Source organism: Actinomadura opuntiae (assembly GCF_030283205.1).
In the GTDB taxonomy this organism is placed as follows: domain Bacteria; phylum Actinomycetota; class Actinomycetes; order Streptosporangiales; family Streptosporangiaceae; genus Spirillospora.
Map to the genome: position 1 here is coordinate 158803 of NZ_JASNWF010000008.1, position 25416 is coordinate 184218.

Here is a 25416-nt window from a genome sequence, read left to right on the forward strand (position 1 = left end):
CTCAGTCGGAGGCGGGCAACGGCTTGGCCGTCTTGAGGGTCATCGGGACGCCGCCGCAGCTGAGCTCCCCCGAACCGGAGGCGGTGCAGAGCAGCTCGAGCGTTCCGGCGGCGTCGACGTAGCGCTTGCCGATGAGCGTCGCGGGCTCCCCGCCGGACGGCGGGGGCGGCGCGTCCGCCAGGGTGGAGGCGGGCACCATCGGGCTCCCGCCGCAGGCGATCTCCGGCACGCCCCCGGCGGGGGCGCGCACGATGATCACCCGGGTACTGCAGGTGGTGCTGGCGAGCTGGTCGCCGATGCGCGGTGCCGGTGCGGTCATGGGCGGACGTCCTCCTTGTCGGGCAGCCGGTCGGCGAGCCGGGCGAGGTCGTAGGACTGCCGGGCCATCCAGAAGCGCAGGAACCCGGTCAGCGAGTAGCGCAGGAACAGGGCGGACCCGGCGACGGCGGCGGTGACGCCGCCGAGGCCGAGCGTGATGGCGTCCCGCTGGACGAGCGGGTCGCGGGTGCCGTGCGAGAGCGCGTAGGCCGCCACGGCGAGCGCCGCGCCGGCCGCCATCAGCACCGCGCCGACGCGCAGCCACAGCGAGGGCCGTCCGGCGGCCGGGTCGGGGATCTTCAGCTCCGCCAGCTCGCGGACGAAGCGGTCCGCGCGCGTCTCCTCGCCGCGCGTCTCCTCGCCACGCGTCTCCTCGCCACGCGTCTTTTCGACGTTCGTCTCCTCGACGGGCGCGCCGTCCGGCGGGTTCTCCCCGGGCGGGTGCACGCCGCGGCTCGGCTCGGCGGAGGTCGTCTCGGTCGGGCTCATGTGGGACTCCCCAGGTAGAGGGCGGACAGTTCGGCGCGCAGCCCGTCGTCCGGGTGGCCCTGCCGTTCGATCCGGCCGCGCACCAGCACGGCCGCGCGGTCGGCGATGCCGAGGACGGCGGCGGCGAACTGCTCGACGACCAGCACGGCCACCCCCTGCCGGGCGATCTCGGCGACCTGCTCGTACAGCCGGCCGACGACCAGCGGCGCCAGCCCCATGGACAGCTCGTCGAGCAGCAGCACGGCGGGGTCGGTGGCAAGGCCCCGGGCGAGCGCGAGCATCTGCTGCTCGCCGCCCGACAGCGTCCCGGCCGTCTGCCCGGCGCGCCGGGCCAGGACGGGGAAGCGGGCGAAGGCGACCTCCTCGATCTCGGCGCGGGTGCGGCCGGTGAAGGTCATCATCAGCAGGTTGTCGCGCACCGACAGGTTGGGGAACACGCCGCGGCCCTCGGGGATCAGGCAGACCCCGGCGCGGGCCAGGTCGCGCGGGCGGGCGCCGGTCAGGTCGCGGCCGCCGAGCAGCAGCCGCCCCGACTCGGCCGGGTGCACGCCCGCGGCGACGTGCAGGGTCGTGGTCTTGCCGGCCCCGTTCGGGCCGAGCAGCGCCACCACCTCGCCCGCGGCCACGGCGAGGCTCACGCCGTGCAGGACGGTGATCCGCTCGTGGGCGGCGCGCACGTCGCGCAGCTCGAACAGGGCGCTCACGACTCCCCCAGGTAGGCGGCGAGGACGGTCGCGTCGGTGCGGATCACCTCGGGGGGCCCGGCGGCGATGACCTTGCCGAGGTCGAGCACGTGCACCTCATCGCACACGCCCATGACCAGGCCCATGTCGTGCTCCACCAGGACGACGGCGGTGCCGTCGCCGGCCAGCGAGCGCAGCAGCACCGCGAACCGCTCGGTCTCGGCGGCGTCCTGCCCGGCGGCGGGCTCGTCGAGGAGCAGCAGGGTCGGCCGCACGGCCAGCGCGCGGCCCACCTCGACCAGGCGGGCGGCGCCGGTGGGCAGCGCGTCGGCCAGGCCGTCCGCGACGGCGGAGAGCCCGAGCCGGGCGATGATGTCGTCGGCGATCCGGGCGGCGCGCCGCCGCTCGGGGCCGAGCTCCGCGGCGACGAGCAGGTTGTCGCGGACGCTCAGCCGCCCGAACAGCTCCAGCCGCTGGAACGTGCGCGCCAGCCCGCGCCGGGCGCGCCGCGCGGGGCCCATCCGGGTGACGTCCCGGCCGTCGAGCAGGACGCGGCCCGCCGAGGGGCGGCGCAGCCCGGACACGACGTCGAACAGGGTGCTCTTGCCCGCGCCGTTCGGCCCGATCAGGCCGGTGACGCGGCCAGGTTCGGCGGCGATGCCGACGCCGTCGAGGGCGAGGTTCCCGCCGTAGGCGACCGTCACGCCCTCAACCTCGAGCGATGCCACGGGCCAGCACCTCCCCGTCCTCGGTGCGCCAGGGGCGCCGCACGCCCCACCACTCGACCGGGACCTCCGGCTCGGCCGGCGCGTTCCGCCGCGCCGCCGCGTAGGCCCGCAGCGCCGACGCCGCGACCACCACGCCGGCGAGCAGCACCCAGCCGTTGACCACGTCCAGGACGCGCAGCAGCCATGCCAGCGCGAGGGTGCACAGCAGCGCGGGCAGGACGACCCGGTCCCGGGCGGCCGGCTCCCACTCGCGCCGCAGCCGCGGCACGATGCCGTCGGGGCTGTGGCCGAGGCCCATGCCGGCCAGGGCGGGCAGGATCGCGACGAGGTTCTGCGTCCAGGACGCCAGGCCGAGCAGGACGTTCGGCCCGACGAACGCGGTTCCCGCGAACAGCCCGTTCCCCACGCAGCCGAGACCGCCGATCACCGCGATCAGGAAGATGGGCAGCCCGGCGACGAGGTTGAACTGGTCGGCGGTGATCGTGCGCAGCTGCATGCCGTAGAGCGCGCCGCCGAGCCCGGCGATCCCGGCCGCCAGCGCGAAGACCGCCACCCGGGCGACGAGCAGGTTGCCGCCGAGGGTGGCGTAGGCGGCCTCGCTGTCGCGCAGCGCGATCAGCCGCCGCCCGAACCGGCCGCGGCGCAGCGCGGCCACGCCGAGCGAGACCAGTGCGAGGCAGACCGCGGAGAACACCATCAGCCCGCGCTCGCCGTCCACCCGGAGGCCGAACAGCGACGGGCCGGACACCTCCAGCGACCCCTGCTCGAACAGCGAGATCCGCACCCCCAGCACGTCGAAGGACGGCAGGGTGAAGATCCACCGGTCGAGGACGACCGTGAAGGCCGCCGTGCCGAGCGCCAGGTACACCCCCGACAGGCGCAGCGCCGGCAGCGCGACCAGCGCCCCCGCCAGCGCCGCGACCAGGACCGCGACCACCAGCGCCCACGGCTGCCCGTCCGCGCCGAGATGCGCCCACACGACCGCGCCGAGGCCCGCCATGCTGAGCTGGCACAGCGAGATCTGGCCCGCGTACCCGGTCAGCGGGACGTACGACAGCGCGACCATGCCGAGCGGCAGCAGCGGCCCGAGGGTGATGAGGTCCTTGCCCTGCAGGACGGTCGCCATCACCACGCCGACCACCACGACGGACGCGGCGAACACCAGCGCACCGCGCACCGACGGCAGCGGCACCGGGGCGAGGCGCCGGTCCCGGCCGCGCAGCCGGCGGTGCGGGAACAGCAGCAGCGCCGCGAACAGCAGCAGCGCCGGCGCGGCCAGCCGCAGCCCGGGAAGGTAGGCGTTCTGCGGCAGGTAGCCGGTCAGGTAGCTCTCCATGCAGCCGACGGCGACCGCGCCGAGGAACGTCAGCGGCAGGCTGCGCAGCCGCCCGAAGATCGCCGCGGTGTAGGCGCTGACGATCAGCAGCGAGAGCTGCTGCGCGTCCAGCGCGACCGCCGGCGCGATGAGGATGCCGCCGACCGCCGCGAGCTGCGTGCCGAGCACCCAGGCCACCCGGTTCGCGCGCAGCGGGTCGGCGCCGGTGAGCCCGGCCAGCGCCCGGTCGTCCACGGTGGCGCGCATCTCCGCGCCGGTCCGGGTCCGGTTCAGCAGCGCCCACAGGCCCACCGCGACCGCCACCGCGACGACCATGGTGATCGCCTGGTGCCAGGTGACCGTGACCGCCCCCCAGTGGAACGGGGCCCGGTCGGCGAAGAACGTCGGCAGCGGCCTGGCCACGTTCGGGTCCCAGATCCACCGGGCGGCGGCGATGAGGCCGCTCAGCAGCGCGACCATCATCACCATCCGCTCCGCCTCGCCCAGATGCTGGACGGGGCGCAGCAGCACGCGCTCGACGAGCAGCCCGAACGCGGGCGCCAGCACCAGCAGCACCACGGCCAGCGCGACCGGGACGGGCCATCCCCAGCCGGCGGACAGCTGCCAGTAGGCGAACGCCGCGAGCATGCCCGCCGCGCCGTGCGCGAAGTTGAACACGCCGGTGGTGACGTAGGTGAGCACCAGCCCGCTGCCGATGACCGCGTAGATCGCGGCGGTGCTCAGCCCGACGATTCCGAAGGCGAGGAACTGGTCCATTACTTGAGGTCGTTCATGCTCTTACCGACATCGGCGAGGGTCAGCGGCTTGCCATAGCTGCCGGTGTACTTGTATTTCGGCGCGCCGCAGCGGTAGGGCCCGTTGTCGGGCTTGAAATCGGCCGGCTTCCAGCCGTCGGGAGTGGCCTTCTCGACGTTGAAGCAGTCGAGCGGGACGTCCTTCTTGGAAAGGTCGACCGGGGCCTGCAACCCGCCGGCGGTCCACGCGGTCTCCTTGCGGGCGGCCTCGTAGACGCACTTGCGCGTCAGGTCGTCCCCGCAGGTGCCGGCCGCCTTCGCGAACAGCAGCCACGCCGAGAAGCTGCGCAGCGACACGCTCGTGACGTTCGCGCCGGAAGCGTACCGCTTGTACAGCTCCTGCACCTTCTTCGTCGCCGGGTTGTCCGAGGCGGTCTCCAGGGGGTGCAGCCCGCTGAGGTCGGCGAAGTTGTTCTGCGCCTTCAGGGACGGGCCCGCCAGCTTGATGAACTGGGGAAGGTAGGCGTTGTTGTTCGCGTCGATCCAGTCGAGCTTGTAGTTGATGCCGGTGAGGATCTGCTCGAGCTTGGCCAGGCTGGTGAAGTCCCCGTAGAAGATGAGGCCCTTGACGCCCTTGCTCTTGATGGACTGGGCGTAGGGGGTCCAGTCGGAGACGCCCTGCGCCGGGTAGAGGTCGCTGTAGGCGATGCTCCCGCCCATCGCCCGGAGCGACTCCTGCGCCTGGCCGCCGAGGACCTTGGTGACCGGCGAGTCGCCCGAGATGATGCCGAGCTTGCCCTTGGACCCGGGGTAGGCGTCCTTCACCAGCCACTCCCAGTAGCCCTGGTAGCGGTTGTAGGAGACGCCGCCCGTCTGGGCGAACTGCAGGTCCGAGCCGTTGTTCGGGACCATGCTCACCTGGGCCGGGAAGTCGGGCAGCAGGCAGGACAGCCGGTCCTTGGTGCCCATGCCGTCGAGCGCGGCGCCACCGCCGACGAGCGCGAAGTCCTGCTTGCAGGACTCGAGCATCCGCTGCCTGACCTCCATCATCTTGGTGTCCCGGACGTTGGCGACGAGCTTGCGGCCCTTGACGCCGCCCAGCTCGTTGCACCAGGACGTGAACACCTTCGCGGAGTCCAGCAGCTCGGGGTTCTTGGTGAACCCGACGTCGCTGAAGACGCCCACGTCGATCGCGTTCTTGGTGACGCCCTGCGCGGGCGCCTTCGCCGGGCTGCCCGGCCCGCACACGTCCTTCAGGTCGCCGAAGTCGGCCGAGACGGCCTGCTTCGGCGCCGCGCCCTGCGTCGGCTCCTCGTCGCCGCCGCCGCTGCGGCCGCACCCGGCGGCCAGCAGGGCGACCGCCGCGAGTGCGGCAATGGTCGTCGGCGTTTTCACGGGTCTCCTCCTCGGTGGCTCCCCCGAGCGGCTGGCGGAAAGGTGATCGCCGACCCTCTGGCGTCCTCTTGCTGCAAGGAAACTAGCTTCTCCTCTGACGAGAATCAAGGATCCGAACTCGCAGAACTCCTTGATCACTCAGGTCACGGGCGGCCGGCGCGGCGGGTGCCGGCCGGATCCGAAGGCGCCGTGGTCAGGCCCGCGGGCGGCCCGCCGGCGCCCCGCGTTGACGGCACAGCTCGGCTCGTGAGAATCTTCGAACCAGATTCCGAGAATCTAATTCTCACGAGAGGGGCGACCATGCGCCTGCCACCGCTGCCGGGCGAGCAGTGGACCGAGGAGGAGCGCGCCGCGCTGGCCGTGCTGCTGCCCGAGCACCTCATCAACCCGCGCGGGGCGGGCAACGCCCTGGCCACGCTGGTCCGCCATCCGCGCCTGACCAGGCGGTTCCTGCCCTTCAGCGGCTATGTGATGATGCGCTCGACCCTCCCGCCCCGACTGCGCGAACTGGCCGTCCTGCGGATCGCGCGGCTGCGCGGGTGCGCCTACGAGTGGACGGAGCACGTCAAGATCGCGGCGGACGCCGGCCTGTCGGCGGAGGAGATCGAGGCGGCGGGGCGCGGCGAGGCCGCCGGCGAACCGGAGAGCGCGGTGCTGCGCGCCGTCGCCGAGCTCGACGGCGACTCGACCCTCTCCGACGCAACCTGGGCCGCACTCGGCGAGCACCTCGACGAGCGGCAGCTCATCGACCTGGTCTTCACGGTCGGCACCTACGGGATGCTCGCGATGGCCTTCAACACCTTCGGCGTCGAGCCGGACGAGCCGGCCCAACCCGCCTAGCCCGCGTCCGGCTCAGCCCGCGTCCGGCACGTCCGCGTCCGCGGGGACGATCAGGACCTTGCCGGCCGAGCTGCGGCCGGCGACCGCGGCGAGCGCGCCGGCCGCGTCCTCCAGCGGGTAGACGGCGTGGATGTGGGGCCTCAGCTCGCCCGCCGCGAACAGCCGGGCCAGCTCGGCGCGGCCGCGCTCGAGGGCCTCGCGGCCGTGCCGCGCCCAGCCTCCGAACTCGAAGCCGCGCACGCTGATCCCCTTGAGCATGACGAGGTTGAGCGGGATGCGCGGAATCTCCCCCGCGGCGAAGCCGACGGACACGTAGCGCCCGCCCCAGCGCAGCGCGCGCAGGGCCGGTTCGGCGTGCGCGCCGCCGACAGGATCGAGCACCACGTCGGCGCCGCCCGCGTCGGCCAGGTTCCGCTTGAGGTCGTCGTACGGCAGGACGACGTTCGCCCCTTCGGCGCGGCAGAGGTCGCGCTTGGGTTCGGACGACGCGACGGCGATCACGCGCGCGCCGAGCAGCCGTCCGATCTGGACGGCGGCGAGGCCGACGCCGCCGGCCGCGCCGAGCACGGCCAGCGTCTCGCCCGCGCGCAGCTCCGCGACGAGCGTGAGCGCGTGGTGCGCCGTAGCGTAGGAGACCCCGGACGCGGCGGCGGCGCGCAGGTCGGCGTCCGGCGGCAGCGCGGTCAGGCTTTTCGCGGGCGCCACCACCCGCTGGGCGAAGGCGCCGACGAACACCGAGCCGGACACCGCGTCCCCGGCCGCGAACCCCTCGACGTCCGGCCCGACCTCGACGACGCGCCCGGCGAACTCGCTTCCCGGCGTGAACGGGACCGGGGCGGCGACCTGGTAGGCGCCCTGGACGACGAGGATGTCGGCGAAGTTGACGGCGGCGGCCCGCACGTCGACGACGACCTGGCCGGTGCCGGCGACCGGCTCGGGGATCTCGCGCACCGCCAGGTCGTCCAGGGAACCGTGCACGGTGCAGCGCAGCGCTCTCACAGCGAAGAGAATATCATTCTCCAAATCGGATACTACTGATCTCGACACGTTTCCCGAGTGAACGGGTAACACTGCAAACGTCGTCCCGCCAGCGTGCAGTAAGGTTCTTGTCATGGCACAGAAGACGGATCCGTCCGCGAGCGCCCCGGCCGAGGAACCGGCCTGGAAGCAGCGCGCGGTCGAGCGCTCCACCAAGGCCGCCAAGCTCCGCGCCGAACAGCGGGTGGAGCGCTTCCTCGACGCGGCACAGGCGATCATCACGGAGAAGAACACCACCGACTTCACCGTGCAGGAGGTCGTCGACCGCTCCCGCCAGTCGCTGCGCAGCTTCTACCAGCACTTCGACGGCAAGCACGAGCTGCTGCTCGCGCTCTTCGAGGACGCCCTGCGCAAGTCGTCGGACCAGATCCGCGCCGCCGCGGCCGGGCAGCCCGACCCGCTCGACCGGCTCAGGGTGGCGGTGCAGCTGCTGTTCGAGCTGTCGCGCCCCGACCCGGGCGCGCAGCGGCCGCTGTTCACCGACTTCGCCCCGCAGCTGCTGATCTCCCATCCCGCCGAGGTGAAGATCGCGCACGCCCCGATGCTCGCGCTGTTCACCGAGCTGCTGACGCAGGTGGAGGAGGCCGGGCGGCTGCGCCAGGACGTCAGGCCGCGCCGCGCCGCCGCGCTGGTGATGCAGACCGTCATGTTCGTCGCGCAGTCCAGCGGCGTCTCCGACGACGAGGACGCGCATCCGCTCAGCGCCGACGAGGTCTGGGACTTCTGCGCGAAGGGCCTCGGCCGCCCCGGAGAGTGAGAACGCTCTTCTCATATTGAAGAGCATCGTTATGCTGAAGGCATGCCCGATCTCTGGAGCGACCTTCTGGCCTGCCTCGACCTGCGCGAGCTCCCCCCGGCCCGGGACGCCGGCGCCGGGGGCGCGCCCGCGGTGTACGAGGGCCGCAACCAGCGGCTGAGCTACCACCGGCTGTTCGGCGGGCAGCTGCTGGCCCAGTTCGCCCGCGCCGGGGCGCTCGCCTGCCCCGGCAAGGCCGTCAAGTCCCTGCACGTCCTGTTCCCCCGCGAGGGCCGCTCCGACGAGCCGGTCCGGTACGAGGTGGAACGCCACCGCGAGGGCGGCACCTTCGCGACGCTGACGATCGACGCGCGGCAGTCGTCCGGCGTCATCGCCACCGCCTCGGTGTCCCTGCACGCCGCCGAGGGCGGGCCCGACCACCAGACGGTCCCGAAGGCGCCGGCGGTCCTCGGCCCGGAGCACCGGGTCGAGATCGACCTGCTCCCCTGGGAGACCCGCGCGTCCGCCGACCTGGACGCCGCCGCCTCCGGGCCGCCCGAACTCGACCTGTGGATGCGCATCCCCGACGCCGGCCCGGACGGCGCGCCCGCCCTCACCGCCTACGCGACGGACCTCAGCCTCATCGGGACGGCGCTGCGCCCGGTCCAGGGCATCGGCCAGCGCGACGCCGGCACGGCGTTCATCTCCGCCGTCACCTCGCACACGCTCTGGTTCCACCGGCCGTTCCGCACCCGCGACTGGCTCCTGTTCCGCCAGCACAGCCCGCTGCTGGCCCATGGCCGCTGCTTCGGCCGGGGCGACGTCCTCACCGAGGACGGCGCGCTGGTCGCCTCGTACGCGCAGGAGGCCCTCCTGCGCTTCCGCCGCTGATCGTTCAGCCGTCCGGGCCGGGCGGCCGCCGGAGGAGTTCCTCGGCGGCTGCGTAGGCGTCGGTGCGGCCGGCCGCCACCTCGGCGGCCAGCTCCGCGAGGTCCGGGTGGACGCGCAGGCGGCTCTGCGCCAGGGACAGGATCTGCGCGCGTGCCCGCCCGGCGCGCCGGTCGGGATCGTCGGCGCGGGCGTGCGCCGCGATCGCCTCGACGAGCCGGGGCAGGCCCTCCCCCTTCGGCGCGACGAGGGTGAGGACCGGGGCGCGGGTCTCGGCGCGCAGGTCGCGGACGGTCCGCTCGGCGCCGTCGCGGTCGGCCTTGTTGACGACCAGGACGTCCGCGACCTCCAGCAGCCCGGCCTTCGCGGCCTGGACGGCGTCGCCCGCGCCGGGTGCGAGCACGACCACCACCGGGTCGGCGACCGCGGCGACCTCGATCTCCGACTGCCCGACGCCGACCGTCTCCACGATGACCGGGTCGTAGCCGAGCGCGGCCAGGACCGCGACGGCCGCGGGCACGGCGGCGGCGAGGCCGCCGAGGTGCCCGCGCGCCGCCAGCGAGCGGATGAGCACGCCGGGGTCGGCGGCGTGCGCGGACATCCGGATCCGGTCGCCGAGCAGGGCGCCGCCGCTGTAGGGCGAGGACGGGTCGACGGCCAGCACCGCAACCCGCCGCCCCTGCCCGCGGTAGGCGCCGACGAGCGCCGCGACGGTCGTCGACTTGCCCGCGCCGGGCGGGCCGGTCACCCCGACGACCCGTGCGGCGCCCGGGCCGAGGACGTCCAGGAGCTCGCCGCGGCGCGGCCCCTCGGCCAGGCTGAGCAGCCGGCCGGCCGCGCGGACGGACCCGCCGCGCGCCGCGGCGATCAGCTCCGGGACGTTCACCGGGCGCCGGCCCCCGCGGTCACGGCGCCGGGACCTCGATGACGGTGGCCGACCCCATGCCGCCGCCCGCGCACATCGCGGCGACGCCGACGCCGCCGCCGCGGCGGCGCAGCTCGTGCACCAGCGTGACCAGCATGCGGGCGCCGGTGGCGGCGACCGGGTGGCCGAGCGAGCAGCCGCTGCCGTTGACGTTCACCCGGTCGGGATCGAGCCCGAGCATCCCGACCGTGGCGACGCACATCGCGGCGAACGCCTCGTTGATCTCGAACACCTCGACGTCGTCGGGCTTGAGCCCGGCGCGGGCGAGCGCCTTGGGGATCGCCTTCACCGGGGCGAGCCCGGTCACGGCGGGGTCGACCCCGACCGACGCCCACGAGCGGACCGTGGCGAGCACGGGCAGGCCCTGCCGGGCGGCGAGCCGGTCGCTGGCGACGACGAGGGCGGCCGCGCCGTCGTTGCTGCCGCAGGCGTTGCCGGCGGTGATGCTGAACCCCTCGATCTCCGGATGGAGCGGCTTGAGCGAGGCGAGCCTCTCCAGGGACGTGTCGCGCCGCGGATGCTCGTCGACGGAGAACGTGCCGTGCGGCGTCTCGATGGGGACGATCTCCTCCTTGAAGCGGCCCTCGTCGATGGCACGGATCGCGTTGCGGTGCGAGCGCAGCGCCCAGGCGTCCATCTCCTCGCGGGACACGCCCGCCTTGACGGCCGCGTTCCACCCGACGGTGATCGACATGTCCAGGTTGGGGGCGTCCGGACGGTCGGGGTGGGTGGGCGGGTTCCAGGGGTCGACCCACTCCGCGCCGGCCCGGAACCGCGACTTCGGCGAGGTGGAGGCGGAGTTCACGCCGCCGGCGATGACGAGCTCGTCCATGCCGGCCCGGACGCTCGCGGCGGCGTCCTGGACGGCGGCCTGTCCGGCGGCGCAGTGCCGGTTGCAGGCCTGACCGGCGACGGAGGTGAGCCCGGCGGTGATCGCGGCGTGCCGGGCCACGACGCCGCCGCCGTAGAGCCCCTCTCCGAGGATCACGTCGTCGACCTGCTCGGGGTCGAGCCCCGATGCGGCCGCGGCGACCACGTGGTGCGCCAGGTCGTAGGCGGTGGTGTCGCGCAGGGTCCCCTTGAAGGCGGTGCCCACGGGGGTGCGCAGGGCGGAGGTGATGACGGCTTCAGGCACGGGTGTTCTCCAAGGTCGTGTCCATCTCGGACAGCAGGACGCGGCGCAGCAGCTTCCCGGTGTCGGTCTTCGGCAGGTCGGCGCGGAACACGATGTCGTCGGGCGTCTTGGAGGAGCGCAGCCGCTCGCGGACCCACCGGCGGATCTCCTGCGGGTCGCCCTCCCCGACGACGACGGCGACGAGGCGCTGCCCCCACTCGGGGTCGGGCACGCCCAGCACCGCGGCCTCCTCGATCCCGGGATGCGCGACCAGGACGTCCTCGATCTCGGCCGGGGCGATGTTCTCCCCGCCGCGGATGATGGTGTCGTCGGCGCGCCCCTCGATGAACAGGTAGCCGTCGGCGTCGAACCGGCCCCGGTCCCGGGTGGCGAACCAGCCCTCCGGGTCCAGCACGCTGTTCCCGCCGTACTCGCCCGAGATCTGCTCGCCGCGCACGAACACCAGCCCGGTCCGTCCCGGCTCCAGGGGCTCGCCCTCCTCGGAGCGGATCTGGAACTCGACGCCGGGCAGCGCGCGGCCGACCGATCCGAGGCGCGCCCGGATCTCCGGGTCGTCCGAGGCGAAGGCCGTGCGGTGGTCGTCGGGGTCGAGGACGGCGACGGACGACGCGGTCTCGGTCAATCCGTAGGCGTTGACGAACCCGGTGCCCGGGAAGATCCGCAGGGCCCGTTCCAGGACGGGCAGCGGGGTGCGCGCGCCGCCGTAGGCGAGGTTGCGCAGCGTCGGCGTCGCGGCGTCGTCGCCGGGTACCTCCGCGACGATCCGCGCCAGCATCGTCGGCACCACCAGTGCATGCGTGATCCGTTCGCGCCGGACGGTCTCCAGCCATTCCCGCGCGTCGAACGCGGACAGGTACACGAGGCGGCGGCCCGTGTAGAGGTTCGAGAGCAGGTTCGCCAGGCCGGCGACGTGATAGGGCGGGACCGCGACCAGCGCCGCGTCCTCCTCCCCCGCGGACCCGAATTCGAGGGTGTTGAGCACGTAGGCGAGCAGGTGCCGGTGCCGCAGCACGGCCGACTTCGGGGCGGCGGTGGTGCCGCTGGTGTACAGCAGCACCGCGACCGCGTCCCGGTCGTTGTCGGGGACCGCCTCCAGGCCGGGCTCGTTCGCGGACGCCGCCGCCTCGGTCTCCGCCATGAAGGAGTCGAGGTCGCCGGGCCGTAGGACCAGCGCGCCGGGGTGGCGGGATTGCAGCTCGTCCAGCTGCTGCTCGCCGAGCCGGTAGTTGAGGGGGACGAAGGGCACGCCCGCCACGGCGGCGCCGAACAGCGCCACGGGGTAGGCGAGGTGGTTCGCCGCCAGGTAGAGGACGGCGGGATGCCGCCGGAACCGGTGGGCGGCCGCCCGGGCCAGGCGCAGCAGCGCGGACGCGCCGAGCGAGCGGCCGTCCGCCGTCACCGCCGCCCGGTCGCCGGCCGAGGCAGCCATCTCGAGGATCATGATGATGTTCATGAGAATGCTATTCTCGCTTACTAAGATTCCTACTCGCAAGAGAGGGTAACGGAATGCAGATCGAGGGCAGCTCCGCGATCGTCGTCGGCGGCGCCGGCGGGCTCGGCGAGGCCACCGTCCGCCGCCTGCACGCGGCCGGCGCGAAGGTCGTCGTCGCCGACCTGGCCGACGACAAGGGCAAGGCGCTGGAGGACGAGCTCGGCGTCCGCTACGCGCGCACCGACGCCACCGACGAGGACTCCGTGCTGGCGGCGATCGCGGAGGCCGAGGCGGCGGGGCCGCTGCGGATCTCCGTGGACGCCCACGGCGGCCCGGCCAGCGGCGGCCGGCTCGTCGGCAAGGACGGCTCGCCGCTGGACCTCGCCGGCTTCCGCACGACGATCGAGGTGTACCTGACCGGCGTCTTCAACGTGATGCGCCTGGCCGCCGCCGCGATCGGGAAGCAGGAGCCCGTCTCGGAGGAGGGGGCCAGGGGCGTCATCGTCAACACCGCGTCGATCGCCGCCTACGAGGGGCAGATCGGGCAGATCCCCTACGCGGCCGCGAAAGGCGGGGTCGTCGGCATGACCATCGTCGCCGCCCGCGACCTGTCCCCGCTCGGCGTCCGCGTCGTGACCATCGCGCCGGGGACGTTCCTCACCCCGGCCTACGGCAAGGCGGGCGACCAGTTGGAGGCGTACTGGGGGCCGCAGGTCCCGCACCCCAAGCGGATGGGCCGGTCCCCCGAGTACGCCGCGCTCGTCCAGCACATCTGCGAGAACGACTACCTCAACGGCGAGGTCATCCGCCTCGACGGGGCCCTGCGGTTCCCGCCGAAGTGACCGGACCGCTGGCGGGCAAGGTCGCGTTCGTCGCCGGCGCGAGCCGCGGCATCGGGCGGGCGGTGGCGGTGGCGCTCGCCGACGCGGGCGCCGCCGTCGCCGTCGCCGCCCGGTCCGAGCAGGAGGGGCGGCTGCCCGGCACGATCCACTCGGTCGCCGAGCGGATCGGCAAGTCGGGCGGCCGCGCCCTGGCCGTCCCGTGCGACGTCACCCGGGAGGACTCGGTCGAGGCGGCCGTCGCCGCGACCGTCGCGGAGTTCGGCGGCATCGACATCCTGATCGCCAACGCCGGGGTCCTCTGGCTCGGCCCGGTCGAGTCGACGCCGCTCAAGCGCTGGCAGCTGTGCCTGGACGTCAACCTCACCGGCGTGTTCCTGGTGACCAGGGCCGTCATCCCGCACGTCAGAGCGCGCGGAGGCGGTTCGCTGGTGGCAGTGACGACCTCGGGCGTCGCCATGACGGACCGGGGCGCCAACGCCTACTGGGTCTCCAAGGCGGCGGTCGAACGGCTCTACCTGGGGCTCGCCGCCGACCTCAAGGCCGACAACATCGCGGTGAACTGCCTCGCGCCGTCCCGCGTCGTGCTCACCGAGGGCTGGACGGCCGGTGGCGGCGGACGGGAGATCCCCGCGGAGATGGTCGAGCCGCCGGAGGCCATGGGCCGGGCCGCGGTGCTGCTCGCCGCCCAGGACGCGGCCGGCATCACCGGCACCGTCCAGCGTTCGGAGGCCCTGCCCTGACCCGCCCGGTCAGTCGGGCCGCAGGCCGCGCAGGAACAGGCGCACCGCGACGCGCGTGTGGTGCTCCCAGGTGACCTCGCGGACTGCGCGGGAAGTGCCCTGCCGCGTAGGCGCGGCGGGCGACGTCGGGGTAGCGCGAGGCGTGCGTCACGGCGATCCGCCCGAGTCCGAGAATTGCGTTCTCTATGATTGAGAAGCTAGATTTCATATATGGCGCACGACCATGGCTTCCACCCGGTCCGGATCACGCGGGTCATCGACGAGACCGCCGACGCGCGCACGTACGCGCTGGACGCCCCGTTCCCCTACCAGGCCGGCCAGTTCCTGACGTTCCGGGCCTGCGGCGCCCTGCGCAGCTACTCGATGTCGAGCTCGCCGGACACCGACGCCGAGCTGCGCACGACGGTGAAGCGGGTGCCCGGCGGGCTGGTCTCCAACTGGATGCTCGACAACCTCGCGCCCGGCGACCTGGTCGAGGTCACCCGCCCGGCCGGCGCGTTCTGCCTGCGCGAGACCTCCGCGCCGCTGGTCGCGTTCTGCGGCGGCAGTGGGATCACGCCGATCGCGTCCCTCGTCAAGAGCGCGCTCGCCACCACCGACCGCCGGGTCCGGGTGCTGGCGGCCGACCGGGACGCGGACTCGGTCATCTTCCGCGACGAGCTGGCGGAGCTGGCCGCCCGGCACCCCGGGCGCTTCGAAATCGAGCACCACCTCGACGCCGAGAGCGGCTTCGTCACCGCCGACCGGGTGCGCGGCTTCACCGGCGCCGACCAGGACGCCGACTTCTACATCTGCGGCCCGGCCCCCTTCATGGACCTGGTCGAGCGGGCCCTGCTGTCCCTCGGCGTCGGCGAGGACCGGATCTTCATCGAGCGGTTCACGGCGGTGGAGGACGAGCCGGCGGGCCCGGAAAAGGAGGGCACGGTCACCATCGTCCTCTCCGGAAAGCGGCAGACCATCCCGCAGCGCGCGGGCGAGACGCTGCTGCAGAGCGCGCGCAGGGCGGGCCTCACCCCGCCGTTCTCCTGCGAGGCGGGCAACTGCGCCACGTGCATGGCCCAGGTCACCGAGGGCGAGGCCAAGATGCGCGTCAACAACGCGCTGGAGGACGACGAGGTCGCCGAGGGCTGGGTGCTCACCTGCCAGGGCGAGCCGATGACCGAGCACGTCACCGTCGTCTACGAGGACTGAGCCGGCGGAACCCAGATACACGAGTACGCCCGAGTGGAGACCGTCAGCCTTTTCCTGCGCCGCTGAACGTGCGGCCCCCTTGAGAGGACCCATGGACGAGAGCGAAGATCTGCGCGCCGCGCGCGCCGTGCGCCGCGCGGTGCTGGGCGACGCCTACGTCGACGGCACGGCCGCCGACCCGGGCTCGGTGGCCGGCGAGTTCCAGGACTACATCACCGCGATGGCGTGGGGCGTGTGGGCCCGGGACGGCGCCCTGACGTCCCGTGATCGGAGCCTGCTGGTGATGGCGATGACCGCCGCGCTCGGGCGGATGGAGGAGTTCCGGTTGCATGCGGGCGGCGCGCACCGGGCGGGCGTCAGCGACGCGGAGGTCGACGAGCTGCTGTTCCAGGTCGCCGCCTACTGCGGCGCACCGGCGGGCGTCGCGGCCAGGCGGAGCGTCAAGCAGATCCGGGCGGCGCGGGAAGACGACGGAGCGGCACGGTGACGGCCGTCGGGTTCGTGGGTCTCGGCAACATGGGCGCCGTGCTGGCGTCCAACCTGGTCGGGGCCGGGCTGACGGTGGTCACGTACGACGTCGCGGGTCCGGACAGCTCCCCCGCGGGCGCCGCGCGCGCCGAGGACGTCGCGGAGGTCGCCGAGAGGGCCGACGTCGTGGTGTTCAGCCTGCCGGACGGGGCCGCCTCCGAGCAGGTGGCCCGGAGCATCGCCGAAGCGCCCGTCCTCCGCGTCACCCACGTCGTCGACACCTCCACGATCGGCGTCGCCGCCGCCCGGGACGTCGCCGGCCTGCTGGCCGCGCGCGGCATCGGTTACGTCGACGCCCCGGTCTCGGGCGGTGTAGCGGGGGCCCGCGCCCGCACCCTCACGGTGATGTACTCGGGGCCGGACGACGCCTGCGACCGCGTCGAGTCGGTGCTCACCGGGCTCAGCGACCGCCGCCACCGCGTCGGTGACCGGCCGGGGCTGGCGCAGGCGCTCAAGCTCGCCAACAACTTCCTGTCGGCCACCGCGCTCGCCGCCACCAGCGAGGCCGTCGCGTTCGGTCTGGCCGCCGGGCTCGACATGGGCACCATGCTCACCGTGCTGAACACCGCGAGCGGCCGCAGCGGCGCGACCGGCGACAAGTTCCCCGACCACGTGCTCACCGGCCGCTACGCCTCCGGCTTCAGCAACTCGCTGATGTGCAAGGACGTGCGGCTCTACCTGCGCTCGGTCGCCGACCAGGGCGGCCCGTCCACGGTCGGCGCGGTCACCGCGTCGATCTGGGAGCGGTTCGCCAAGGCCGAACCCGGCGCCGACTTCACCCGGATCTTCCCCTTCGTCCAGCACCCGTGAGGTGACGATGCGGTTCATCTTCCACTACCCCGAGACCAGCGGGCTCGACGGCGACGTCCTGGACGCCGGCCCGCTGCGCGACGTCGCGGCCGCGGCGGAACGGGCCGGTTTCGACGGCCTGTCCCTCAGCGAGCACCCGGTGCCCGGCGCCCGGTGGCTCGCGGCGGGCGGGCACCAGACCCTGGACCCGTTCGTCGCGCTCGCCTTCGCCGCCGCGGCGACCGAACGGCTGCGGCTGCTCACCCACCTGGCCGTCGCGCCCTACCGCAACCCGTTCCTGCTCGCCAAGGCGGCGGCGACGCTCGACAAGCTGTCCGGCGGACGCCTGCTCCTGGGCCTCGGCACCGGCTACCAGAAGAGCGAGTTCCACGCCCTCGGCGTCGACATGGACGAGCGCAACGCGCTGTTCGACGAGGCCCTCGACGTGCTTCCCCTGCACTGGAGCGGCGAGCCGTTCGGCTACGAGGGCCGGCACTTCAGCGCCCGGGACGTGATCGCGCGGCCCCGGCCCGTCCAGGACCCGATCCCGATCTGGATCGGTGGCAACTCCAAGCTGAGCCGCCGCCGCGCCGCCGAGCGCGCGCAGGGCTGGATGCCGATGAACGGCGGCGCGCAGCTGAGCGCCACCGCCCGCACCCCCGCCCTCGGCTCGCTCGGCGACCTCGCCGCGGCCATCGCCGAGTTGCGGGAGGCGGCGGCCGCGGCAGGCCGCACCGACCGGATCGACGTCCTGCACTCCTACCAGGACGCGGGAATCGAGACTCCGGCCGCCGAAGCCGACCGGCATCGCGAAGCACTCGCCGAAATCGAGAAGGCGGGCGTGACCTGGGTGCTGGTGTCGAGCCGCACCGGTTCGCTCCCGGCCACGCTGGAGTTCCTCGAAGCCTTCGGCGCGACTTATCTCCAGGACGGGCGGTAGCGGCATGGGCTGGTTCGAGGAGCGGGGCGGCCTGGACGGCACCGTCGCCGTCATCACCGGCGGAGCGGGCGGGCTGGGGAAGGCCGTCACGACCGACCTCGCCGCCAACGGCGTCCGCCCGGCGGTGCTCGACATCGACGCCGACGCGGCTGACGCCCTGCGCCGCTCGCTGGACGACCAGGGACACGACGCGATCGTCCGGCACGGCGACGTCCGCGACCCCGAGGCGCTGGCGGCGCTCTTCGCGGCCGTGGACGAGCGCTGGGGCCGCCTCGACACCCTCGTCAACGTCGTCGGCGGCACGTTCCGCGCGCCCTTCGCCGACACCGCCCCCAAGGGTTGGGACGCGCTGCTGCGCGCCAACCTGTCCCATGTCCTGCACGCCTGCTCGCTCGCCATCGACCGGATGCGGGCGGGCGGGCGCGGCGGCAGCATCGTCAACATCACGACCATCGAGGCGCACCGCGCGGCGCCCGGCTTCGCCGTGTACTCGGCGGCGAAGGCGGCGGTGGAGCAGTTCGGCCGGACGCTCGCGGTCGAGCTCGCGCCCGACGGCATCCGCGTCAACAACGTCGCTCCCGACTACGCCCCGACCGACAACCTCGCGAAGCTCTCCACCGGCGACCACGCCCTCGCCGGTGCCGACGGCGTCCGCATCGCCTTCCCCATGGGACGCGTGGGCCGGGTCACCGACATATCGGGCTGCGTGGTGTTCCTCGCGTCGGGGCTGTCCGCGTACGTCACCGGGAGCACCCTGCACCCGGACGGAGGCACGTACGCGTCCTCGGGCTGGTTCAACTGGCCGGGGTCGGGCTGGGCGAACCACGTCCCCGCGCCCGTACTCAAAGCCATGGCCGCGCGCGACGGGCACGGCTGACCGGCCCTCGCGCGCCTGGGCTCAGCCGCCGGGCGCGCGCATGTGGCGTTCCTTGAGGAGCCGCCGCAGCACCTTGCCGGACGGCAGGCGCGGGATCTCCTCGACGAGCACGACCTCGCGCGGCCGCTTGTAGGAGGCCAGCCGGTCGCCGACCAGCGCGCTCAGCTCGCCGGGGTCGACCGGGCCGTCCGCGGCGACCGCCGCGACGACCGCCTCCCCGTTCGCGCCGTCCGGCACCCCGTACACCGCGCAGTCGGCGACGCGCGGGTGGCCGTGCAGCACGGCCTCGACCTCGGCGGGCGCGACCTGGAACCCGCGCACCTTGATCATCTCCTTGGCGCGGTCGGTGAGCCGGACCCAGCCGCCCGCGTCGATGTGCCCGACGTCCCCGGTGCGGTACCAGCCGCCGTCGAAGGCGGCCGCGGTCGCCTCGGCGGGCAGGTAGCCGGCCATCAGCGAGTCCGACCGCGCCTGGATCTCGCCGGTCTCCCCCGGCCCGGCCGGTGCGCCGGTCTCCAGCGACACCACCCGCAGCTCGACGCCGGGCGCGGACCGTCCGACGCTGTCCAGCCGCGCGCCGGAGACCGGGTTGCAGGCGATGACGGGAAGCTCGCTCGCCCCGTACGCGGGCACCCACCCGACGCCGGTCCGCCGGGTGACGGTCTCGGCGATCTCCGGGGTGACCGGCGTCGCGCCCCACATGATGTAGCGCAGCGACGACAGGTCGAACGCCTCCAGCTTCGGATGGGAGGCGATCGCCAGCGCGATCGGCGCGACGGCCATCTCGACGGTGATCCGGTCGGACTCGATGGTGCTTAGCAGCAGGTCCAGGTCGTAGCGGCGGTGCAGCCTCATCCAGGCACCGGTCTCCAGGGCCGTCTCAATGTTGAGCAGCCCGAGGATGTGGGAGGGCGGCGTGGCGATCTGGATCCGGTCGCGCGCGGTCAGCTCCAGCGTCGCGCGCCAGTTCCGGACCGCGGCACCGAACGAGGCGTGCGTGTGCCGGACCGCCTTCGGCAGGCCGGTCGTGCCGGAGCTGAACACCAGGAGGGCGTCGGCGTCCGGCGGCGGATCGGGGAAGGCGGCGCCGGACGGCCGGACGGGCTCCTCGTCCAGGTGCAGCATCGGCATCAGCCCGGCCAGCAGCGGATGGTCGCCCACCGCGTGCGCCGGCTCGGTGATCCTCAGGGCGTGCTCGACCTCGCCGCGCTTCCAGGACGGGCTGAACAGCACGACCGCCGCGCCCAGCCGCCAGACCGCCCGCACGGCGACGACGAGCTCCGGCCGGTTGGAGGCCATCAGCGCGACGCGGTCCCCGGCCCGCACGCCCCGCCGTGCCAGCGTCCCGGCGAGACCTGCGGCGAGCGCGTCCAGCCGCGCGGCCGTGTACGCATGCTCCTCGAAGACGAGGGCGATCTGCTCGCTCACGTCAGGTCTCCGTGCTCCCCCAGACGCGGCGGTGGCGTGTAACGGGGCTCGTATCCGGCGACCCGGATCGGGCTGCCGACCAGCCGGTATCCGCCGGCCTTCACGATGGTGTCGGGTGCGGCCGTCAGCGCCTCCGGCAGCGTCCGCACGGCCGCCGCCGGGATGCCGAGCGGGTGCAGCCGGGCCTCCCAGCCGGCGGCGGTGTCGGTAGCCAGGACGGCGGTCACGGCGGCGAGCACCTCCTCGCGACGCGCGACGCGCTCGGCCATCGTCGCGAACCCCTCGACGCCCGCCTCGGCGCAGAACGCCTTCCAGAAGCGGTCGTGCGTGATGAACAGCGCGAGATGCCCGTCCGCCGTCGGGAACAGCTGCGCCGGGACGTAGTAGGAGTGCGCGCCGAACGGCAGGCGGCGCGGCTCGACGCCCTCGTTCAGGTAGGCGGACGCGCGGTAGTTGAGCTGGGACAGCATCACGTCCCGCAACGACACCTCCACCTGCCCGCCGCGCCCGGACACGATCTGGGCGAGCAGCCCCAGCGCGGCGGTGAGGCCGGCGGAGTTGTCGGCCGAGGAGTAGCCGGGCAGCGTCGGCGGCCCGTCCGGGTCGCCGGTGAGCGAGGCGACGCCGGTGGCGGCCTGCACGACGTAGTCGAACGCGGGGTGGTCGCCCGCGTCCAGCCCGAAGCCGGTGAGCGCGACGCAGACGATCCGCTCGTTGTGGTGCCGCAGCGCGTCGTAGGTGAGCCCCAGCCGGTAGATCGCCGAGGGCTTGAGGTTGACCAGCAGGGCGTGGGCGTCGGCGACCAGTTCGCCGAGCCGCGCCCGGCCCGCCTCCGAGGCCAGGTCCAGCCGGACGCTGCGCTTGTTCCGGTTGAGGCTGGCGAAGTAGGCGTCGCCGACCTGCCGCGACAGGTCGCCGCCCGGCGGTTCGATCTTGGTAACCTCGGCGCCGAGGTCGGCGAGCAGCATCGTGGCGTAGGGGCCGGCGAGGATGTGGCCGACCTCCAGCACCCGGACGCCCGCCAGCGGCCCGGCGCTCATCTCAGCTCCGCCGCGAGCCCCGCGAGCATCTCCTTGGTCCGCTCCTTGGAGGCGACCAGCTCGTCCCTGCCCTCGCCGATCGGCAGCAGCCGCACCGACAGGTCGGTGACGCCCGCGTCGGCGAACCGGCGCAGCCGCGCCGCGATGGCCGCCTCGTCGCCCGCCGCGCAGATGTCGCCGACGTCCCGGGCGTCGCCGTACTGCAGCAGGCGCTGGTAGTTCGGGGAGATCTCGGCCTCGCCGAGGATGCGGTTGGCGCGCTCGCGCGCCGCGCCGACCTCCGACGGCCTGCACAGGCACACCGGGACGCCGGCGACGATGCGCGGCGCGCCGCGTCCGGCCTCCTCGGCGGCCTTGGTGATGCGCGGGACGACGTGCTCCCCGACGGCCTTCTCGTCGGCCATCCACAGCACGGTCCCGTCGGCGCGCTCCCCCGCGAGCTTCAACATCACCGGCCCGAGCGCGGCGACCAGGACCGGCAGCGGCGCCACCGGCCCGAGCCCCAGCGGGTTGTGCACGGTGAACGTCTTGTTCTCCACGTCGACCGGGCCGGGCCCGGCGAACGCGGCGTCGAGGACGTCGAGGTAGTCGCGGGTGTACGCGGCGGGCCGCTCGTAGGGCAGGCCGAGCATGTCCCGGACGATCCAGTGGTGCGACGGCCCGACGCCGAGCGCGAGCCGCCCGCCCGTGGCCGCCTGCGCGGACAGGGCCTGCCGGGCCAGCGCGACCGGGTGCTGCGCCTGCAGCGGCACCACCGCGGTCCCGATCTCGATCCGGGCCGTCGCCGTCCCCATCAGGGCCACCGCGAGCAGGGCGTCGAAGTCCGTGGGGACCTGGGGCACCCACACGGTGTCCAGCCCGGCGGACTCGGCCCACCGGGCGTCCTCGACCATCCGGCTCGCCTTGCGCGCGGAGTCCCCGCGCTCGGGCCCGCTCATCACACCGATCCGCACGGCTCCTCCAAGTTCGCTGGGTCAGTACCGCCCGAGGAGGCCGCCCCATTGGGGCCGGCTTCGCCGGGATCAGGTCGATGCGCACGCGGCCGGGAGCGCCGGCCCGGCCGCGTGCGCCTCCGCGCCGCGCCGGGCGCGGAGGGTCCGGTAGCCCCGGCCGGCCGCGGCGCGCCGCCGGCCGGGGCCGTCAGGTGGTGGCCGGCGGCGCCGCCGTCAGGGCGCGCACCTCGGCGACCAGGTCGTCCAGCGCGGTGCCGGTCGGGAAGACCGCGGCGGCGCCCGCGTCGCGGAGCCGGGGCACGTCGGCGGCGGGGATCGTGCCGCCGACGATGACGGTCATGTCGCCGGCGTCGGCGGCGCGCAGCGCCTCGACGGTGCGGCCGGTCAGCGCGAGATGGGCACCGGACAGGATGCTCAGGCCGACGACGGCGACGTCCTCCTGGAGGGCGATCGCGACGATGTCCTCGACGCGCTGGCGGATGCCGGTGAACACGACCTCGAAGCCGGCGTCGCGCAGCGCGCGGGCGACGACCTTCGCGCCGCGGTCGTGCCCGTCCAGCCCCGGCTTGGCGATCAGTATGCGCGTCGGCATCAGAACACCACCGGCTGCTGGAACTCGCCCCAGACGGCCTTGAGCGCGGCCACCATCTCGCCGACCGTGCAGTAGGCGGCCGCGCAGTCGATCAGCGGATCCATCAGGTTGGCGTCTCCCTCCGCGGCGCGGGACAGCTCGGCGAGCCGGGCGCGGACGGCCGCCGGGTCGCGTTCGGCCTTCACCCGCGCCAGCCGTTTGAGCTGCCGCTCCCGGCCCTCGGCGTCCAGTTCGTAGCCGGCGATGTCGGGCGCCGGCTCGGCGGAGGCGAACCGGTTGACGCCGACGACGGGCCGCTCGCCCGACTCGAGGTCGCGCTGGATCCGGTATGCCTCGTCGGCGATGAGGCCCTGCAGGTAGCCGTCCTCGATCGCGCGGACCATGCCGCCGTGCCGGTCGAGGTCGTCCATGATCTCGACGATCCGCTCCTCGGTGGCGTCGGTGAGCGCCTCGACGAAGTAGGAGCCGCCGAGCGGGTCGGCGACCCGGGCGACGCCGGTCTCGTGCGCGAGGATCTGCTGGGTGCGCAGCGCCAGCGTCGCCGACTCCTCGCTGGGCAGCGCGAACGGCTCGTCCCACGCCGCAGTGAACATCGACTGGACGCCGCCCAGCACCGACGCCATCGCCTCGTAGGCGACCCGGACCACGTTGTTGCGCGCCTGCGGGGCGTACAGCGACGCGCCGCCCGCCACGCAGCCAAACCGGAACATCGACGCCTTGTCGGTGCTCGCGCCGTACCGCTCGCGGACGATCGTCGCCCACCGCCGCCGTCCCGCCCGGTACTTGGCGATCTCCTCGAAGAAGTCGCCGTGGGTGTAGAAGAAGAACGACACCTGCGGCGCGAACTCCTCGATCGTCATCCGGCCGCGCTCGACGACGGTGTCGCAGTAGGTCACCCCGTCGGCGAGCGTGAACGCCATCTCCTGGACGGCGTTGGCGCCGGCGTCGCGGAAGTGCGCGCCCGCGACGGAGATCGCGTTGAACCTCGGCACCTCCGCCGCACAGAACTCGATGGTGTCGGCGATCAGCCGCAGCGACGGCTCCGGCGGCCAGATCCACGTGCCGCGCGAGGCGTACTCCTTGAGGATGTCGTTCTGGATCGTCCCGGTGAGCTTCGCGCGCGGCACGCCCGCCTTCTCCGCGGCGGCGACGTAGAACGCCAGCAGGATCGCCGCCGTCCCGTTGATGGTGAAGCTGGTGCTGATCCGGTCGAGCGGGATGCCGGCGAACAGCACCTCGGCGTCGGCGAGGGTGTCGATGGCGACGCCCACCCGGCCGACCTCGTCGGTCACCTCCGGGTCGTCGGAGTCGTGGCCGCACTGGGTCGGCAGGTCCAGCGCGACCGACAGCCCGGTGCCGCCCTGGTCCAGCAGGTACCGGTACCGGCGGTTGGACTCCTCGGCGGTACCGAACCCGGAGTACTGGCGGATCGTCCAGAGCCTCCCCCGGTACCCGGAGGGGTAGTTCCCGCGGGTGAAGGGGTACCGGCCGGGTTCGGGCGGTTCCCCGCGGACGTCCTGCGGCCCGTAGACGGGGCGGAGGGGGAGGCCGGAGGAGGTCCGGACGGCGTCGTCGTTCATGTCGGCCATGGCGCGGCGGACGCGTCAGACCGACATCAGGCGGGCCAGGTTGCCGCCCATGATCTTGGCCTGGTCGGCCTCGCTCATCGTGCCGAGCGCGTCGACGTAGCTGACCGGGTCGGCGAGGCCCTCGGGGTGGGGGTAGTCGGAGCCGAACAGCACCCGCTCGACCCCGATGAGGTCGGCGAGCTCGGCCATGTCCTCCTCCCAGAACGGGCTGACGTGCACGTTGCGCTTGACCGCCTCGACCGGGTCCTCGTCGAACGCCTCCGGCGCCTTCTTGCGCACGTCGGCGAGCTGGTCCAGCAGCGGCGGCAGCCAGGACGAGCCGTTCTCGATGACCGCGATCTTCAGCTCGGGGAAGCGGGCCAGCAGCCCGTGGCAGGCCATCGAGCCGACCGCGTCGGTGACCGGCCGCCACTCGGCCAGCATCCGGAAGGCGTTGGTCTTGAACGGCAGCATCTCCGCGCCGTGGCCCTCCCAGTCGTTGGCGTACCGGCTGTAGCCGCTGTCGGAGGAGTGCATCCCGATCAGCACGCCCTCGTCGACGACCCGCTTCCAGAACGGGTCGAACTCCGGCAGCGCGAACGAGCGGGGCCCCCGCCACCCGGGCACGGGCGCGGGCCGGATCAGCACGGTCTTGGCGCCGCGCTCCAGGCACCAGTCGAGCTCCTCGATCGCCTTCTCGACGATGGGCAGGCTGATGACGGGGGTGGTGAAGATGCGGTCCTTGTAGTTGAAGGACCAGGTCTCGTCCAGCCACTGGTTGAGGGAGTGGACGACCACGTGGATGAGCTCGGGGTCGTCGCGCATCCGCTCCTCGATGAGGCTGGCGAGGGTCGGGAACATCAGCGTGCGCTGGATGCCGAGCTCGTCCATCAGCTCCAGGCGCGGCCCGGGCTCGCGGAAGGCGGGGACGGCGCGCATCGGCTCGCCGAAGATCTCCCGCTTGCTCTTGCCCTCGGGGTTGCCGTGCCGGAAGTAGTCCTCCATCGCGCCCGGGCGGGCGACGACGTCGAAGGTCGGGTTCGGGATGTACTCGCTGATCTGGCCGCGGATGGCGATCTTCGTACGGCCGTTCACCTGGACGTACTGGATGGCCCCGGCGTACCGCTTCGGCAGGTGGCGGGTGAGCGCCTCCTGGGTCTCGTAGAGGTGGTTGTCCGCGTCGAACAGCGGATACGGCAGCGCGCGCGACGGCATCGATATCCTCCTTAGTCGATATTGAGAATAGTATTC

At 73.7% G+C, this 25416-nt stretch carries 26 protein-coding genes; 10 read left to right on the forward strand and 16 right to left on the reverse strand.

Going from position 1 to position 25416, the window contains the following annotated elements:
* Position 1: 1 nt before the first annotated feature.
* The 6 genes from QP089_RS18920 to QP089_RS18945 are packed head-to-tail and all read right to left on the reverse strand — an operon-like array spanning position 2 to position 5683.
* On the reverse strand, positions 2–319 hold the full coding sequence (locus tag QP089_RS18920) for a hypothetical protein (protein ID WP_285912979.1): 318 nt from the start codon (positions 317–319) through the stop codon (positions 2–4).
* A complete protein-coding gene (locus QP089_RS18925; RefSeq protein ID WP_285912980.1) occupies positions 316–807 on the reverse strand; it encodes a hypothetical protein in 492 nt (163 codons plus the stop codon). Before QP089_RS18925 ends, QP089_RS18920 begins: the two co-directional genes overlap by 4 nt.
* Positions 804–1511 carry an ABC transporter ATP-binding protein gene (locus tag QP089_RS18930; protein WP_285912981.1) on the reverse strand — a complete coding sequence of 236 codons (708 nt, stop codon included), beginning with the start codon at positions 1509–1511 and terminating at the stop codon, positions 804–806. The genes QP089_RS18925 and QP089_RS18930 overlap by 4 nt, the downstream gene beginning before the upstream one ends.
* Positions 1508–2218: an ABC transporter ATP-binding protein gene (locus QP089_RS18935; protein ID WP_285912983.1), complete on the reverse strand. Its 711-nt coding sequence runs from the start codon at positions 2216–2218 to the stop codon at positions 1508–1510. The genes QP089_RS18930 and QP089_RS18935 overlap by 4 nt, the downstream gene beginning before the upstream one ends.
* Positions 2199–4310: an ABC transporter permease subunit gene (locus tag QP089_RS18940; RefSeq protein ID WP_285912984.1), complete on the reverse strand. Its 2112-nt coding sequence runs from the start codon at positions 4308–4310 to the stop codon at positions 2199–2201. The genes QP089_RS18935 and QP089_RS18940 overlap by 20 nt, the downstream gene beginning before the upstream one ends.
* Entirely contained in the window at positions 4310–5683 is a 1374-nt protein-coding gene (locus QP089_RS18945) for an ABC transporter substrate-binding protein (RefSeq protein ID WP_285912985.1), read from the reverse strand. Before QP089_RS18945 ends, QP089_RS18940 begins: the two co-directional genes overlap by 1 nt.
* A gap of 300 nt (positions 5684–5983) precedes the next feature.
* On the opposite strand from QP089_RS18945, the gene QP089_RS18950 reads away from it, so the two are divergent.
* Positions 5984–6523: a carboxymuconolactone decarboxylase family protein gene (locus QP089_RS18950; protein WP_285912986.1), complete on the forward strand. Its 540-nt coding sequence runs from the start codon at positions 5984–5986 to the stop codon at positions 6521–6523.
* 12 nt (positions 6524–6535) lie between these two features.
* Here the strand turns inward: QP089_RS18950 and QP089_RS18955 are convergent, their stop codons facing one another.
* A complete protein-coding gene (locus QP089_RS18955; RefSeq protein WP_285912987.1) occupies positions 6536–7522 on the reverse strand; it encodes an NADPH:quinone oxidoreductase family protein in 987 nt (328 codons plus the stop codon).
* Positions 7523–7634: 112 nt separating this feature from the next.
* On the opposite strand from QP089_RS18955, the gene QP089_RS18960 reads away from it, so the two are divergent.
* Both QP089_RS18960 and QP089_RS18965 read left to right on the forward strand, forming a co-directional pair.
* Positions 7635–8318 (forward strand): TetR/AcrR family transcriptional regulator, encoded by a 684-nt coding sequence (locus QP089_RS18960; RefSeq protein WP_285912988.1) that lies wholly within the window; start codon positions 7635–7637, stop codon positions 8316–8318.
* A 42-nt stretch (positions 8319–8360) separates the two neighbouring features.
* On the forward strand, positions 8361–9188 hold the full coding sequence (locus QP089_RS18965; RefSeq protein WP_285912989.1) for an acyl-CoA thioesterase: 828 nt from the start codon (positions 8361–8363) through the stop codon (positions 9186–9188).
* Between the two features lie 4 nt (positions 9189–9192).
* Here QP089_RS18965 and meaB read toward each other — a convergent pair whose 3' ends face one another.
* Genes meaB through QP089_RS18980 form a run of 3 tightly spaced genes read right to left on the reverse strand, consistent with a single transcriptional unit; the run spans position 9193 to position 12698 of the window.
* Positions 9193–10071, reverse strand: coding sequence for a methylmalonyl Co-A mutase-associated GTPase MeaB (gene meaB / locus QP089_RS18970; protein ID WP_285912990.1), 879 nt, complete (start codon positions 10069–10071; stop codon positions 9193–9195).
* 19 nt (positions 10072–10090) lie between these two features.
* A complete protein-coding gene (locus QP089_RS18975) occupies positions 10091–11245 on the reverse strand; it encodes a thiolase family protein (RefSeq protein WP_285912991.1) in 1155 nt (384 codons plus the stop codon).
* Complete coding sequence (locus QP089_RS18980) at positions 11238–12698, reverse strand: class I adenylate-forming enzyme family protein (protein ID WP_285912992.1); 1461 nt, start codon at positions 12696–12698, stop codon at positions 11238–11240. The genes QP089_RS18975 and QP089_RS18980 overlap by 8 nt, the downstream gene beginning before the upstream one ends.
* Before the next feature lie 53 nt (positions 12699–12751).
* Between QP089_RS18980 and QP089_RS18985 the strand changes: the two genes are divergently transcribed.
* From QP089_RS18985 to QP089_RS19015, 7 genes are all read left to right on the forward strand, one after another.
* Entirely contained in the window at positions 12752–13519 is a 768-nt protein-coding gene (locus tag QP089_RS18985; RefSeq protein WP_285912993.1) for an SDR family NAD(P)-dependent oxidoreductase, read from the forward strand.
* On the forward strand, positions 13516–14259 hold the full coding sequence (locus QP089_RS18990; protein WP_285912994.1) for an SDR family NAD(P)-dependent oxidoreductase: 744 nt from the start codon (positions 13516–13518) through the stop codon (positions 14257–14259). Before QP089_RS18985 ends, QP089_RS18990 begins: the two co-directional genes overlap by 4 nt.
* Positions 14260–14469: 210 nt before the next feature.
* The gene (locus QP089_RS18995; RefSeq protein ID WP_285912995.1) at positions 14470–15450 is read left to right on the forward strand and encodes a ferredoxin--NADP reductase; all 981 of its coding nucleotides are present in this window, start codon (positions 14470–14472) and stop codon (positions 15448–15450) included.
* Positions 15451–15541: 91 nt separating this feature from the next.
* On the forward strand, positions 15542–15937 hold the full coding sequence (locus QP089_RS19000) for a carboxymuconolactone decarboxylase family protein (protein WP_285912996.1): 396 nt from the start codon (positions 15542–15544) through the stop codon (positions 15935–15937).
* Positions 15934–16788 (forward strand): NAD(P)-dependent oxidoreductase, encoded by an 855-nt coding sequence (locus QP089_RS19005; protein WP_285912997.1) that lies wholly within the window; start codon positions 15934–15936, stop codon positions 16786–16788. Before QP089_RS19000 ends, QP089_RS19005 begins: the two co-directional genes overlap by 4 nt.
* 7 nt (positions 16789–16795) lie before the next feature.
* Positions 16796–17707 (forward strand): TIGR03619 family F420-dependent LLM class oxidoreductase, encoded by a 912-nt coding sequence (locus tag QP089_RS19010; RefSeq protein ID WP_285913257.1) that lies wholly within the window; start codon positions 16796–16798, stop codon positions 17705–17707.
* Positions 17708–17711: 4 nt separating this feature from the next.
* Entirely contained in the window at positions 17712–18584 is an 873-nt protein-coding gene (locus QP089_RS19015; protein WP_285912998.1) for an SDR family NAD(P)-dependent oxidoreductase, read from the forward strand.
* Positions 18585–18605: 21 nt separating this feature from the next.
* Here the strand turns inward: QP089_RS19015 and QP089_RS19020 are convergent, their stop codons facing one another.
* The 6 genes from QP089_RS19020 to QP089_RS19045 all read right to left on the reverse strand — a co-directional run bounded on the left by QP089_RS19020 (position 18606) and on the right by QP089_RS19045 (position 25380).
* The gene (locus QP089_RS19020; protein WP_285912999.1) at positions 18606–20012 is read right to left on the reverse strand and encodes a class I adenylate-forming enzyme family protein; all 1407 of its coding nucleotides are present in this window, start codon (positions 20010–20012) and stop codon (positions 18606–18608) included.
* On the reverse strand, positions 20009–21052 hold the full coding sequence (locus QP089_RS19025; RefSeq protein WP_285913000.1) for a CaiB/BaiF CoA transferase family protein: 1044 nt from the start codon (positions 21050–21052) through the stop codon (positions 20009–20011). The genes QP089_RS19020 and QP089_RS19025 overlap by 4 nt, the downstream gene beginning before the upstream one ends.
* Positions 21049–22005, reverse strand: a complete 957-nt coding sequence (locus QP089_RS19030) for a TIGR03564 family F420-dependent LLM class oxidoreductase (protein ID WP_285913001.1) — start codon at positions 22003–22005, stop codon at positions 21049–21051. The genes QP089_RS19025 and QP089_RS19030 overlap by 4 nt, the downstream gene beginning before the upstream one ends.
* 187 nt (positions 22006–22192) lie before the next feature.
* Positions 22193–22597, reverse strand: coding sequence for a cobalamin B12-binding domain-containing protein (locus tag QP089_RS19035; protein WP_285913002.1), 405 nt, complete (start codon positions 22595–22597; stop codon positions 22193–22195).
* Positions 22597–24177 (reverse strand): methylmalonyl-CoA mutase family protein, encoded by a 1581-nt coding sequence (locus QP089_RS19040; RefSeq protein WP_285913003.1) that lies wholly within the window; start codon positions 24175–24177, stop codon positions 22597–22599. The genes QP089_RS19035 and QP089_RS19040 overlap by 1 nt, the downstream gene beginning before the upstream one ends.
* 24 nt (positions 24178–24201) lie before the next feature.
* Positions 24202–25380, reverse strand: coding sequence for an amidohydrolase family protein (locus QP089_RS19045; protein ID WP_285913004.1), 1179 nt, complete (start codon positions 25378–25380; stop codon positions 24202–24204).
* Positions 25381–25416: the final 36 nt, after the last annotated feature.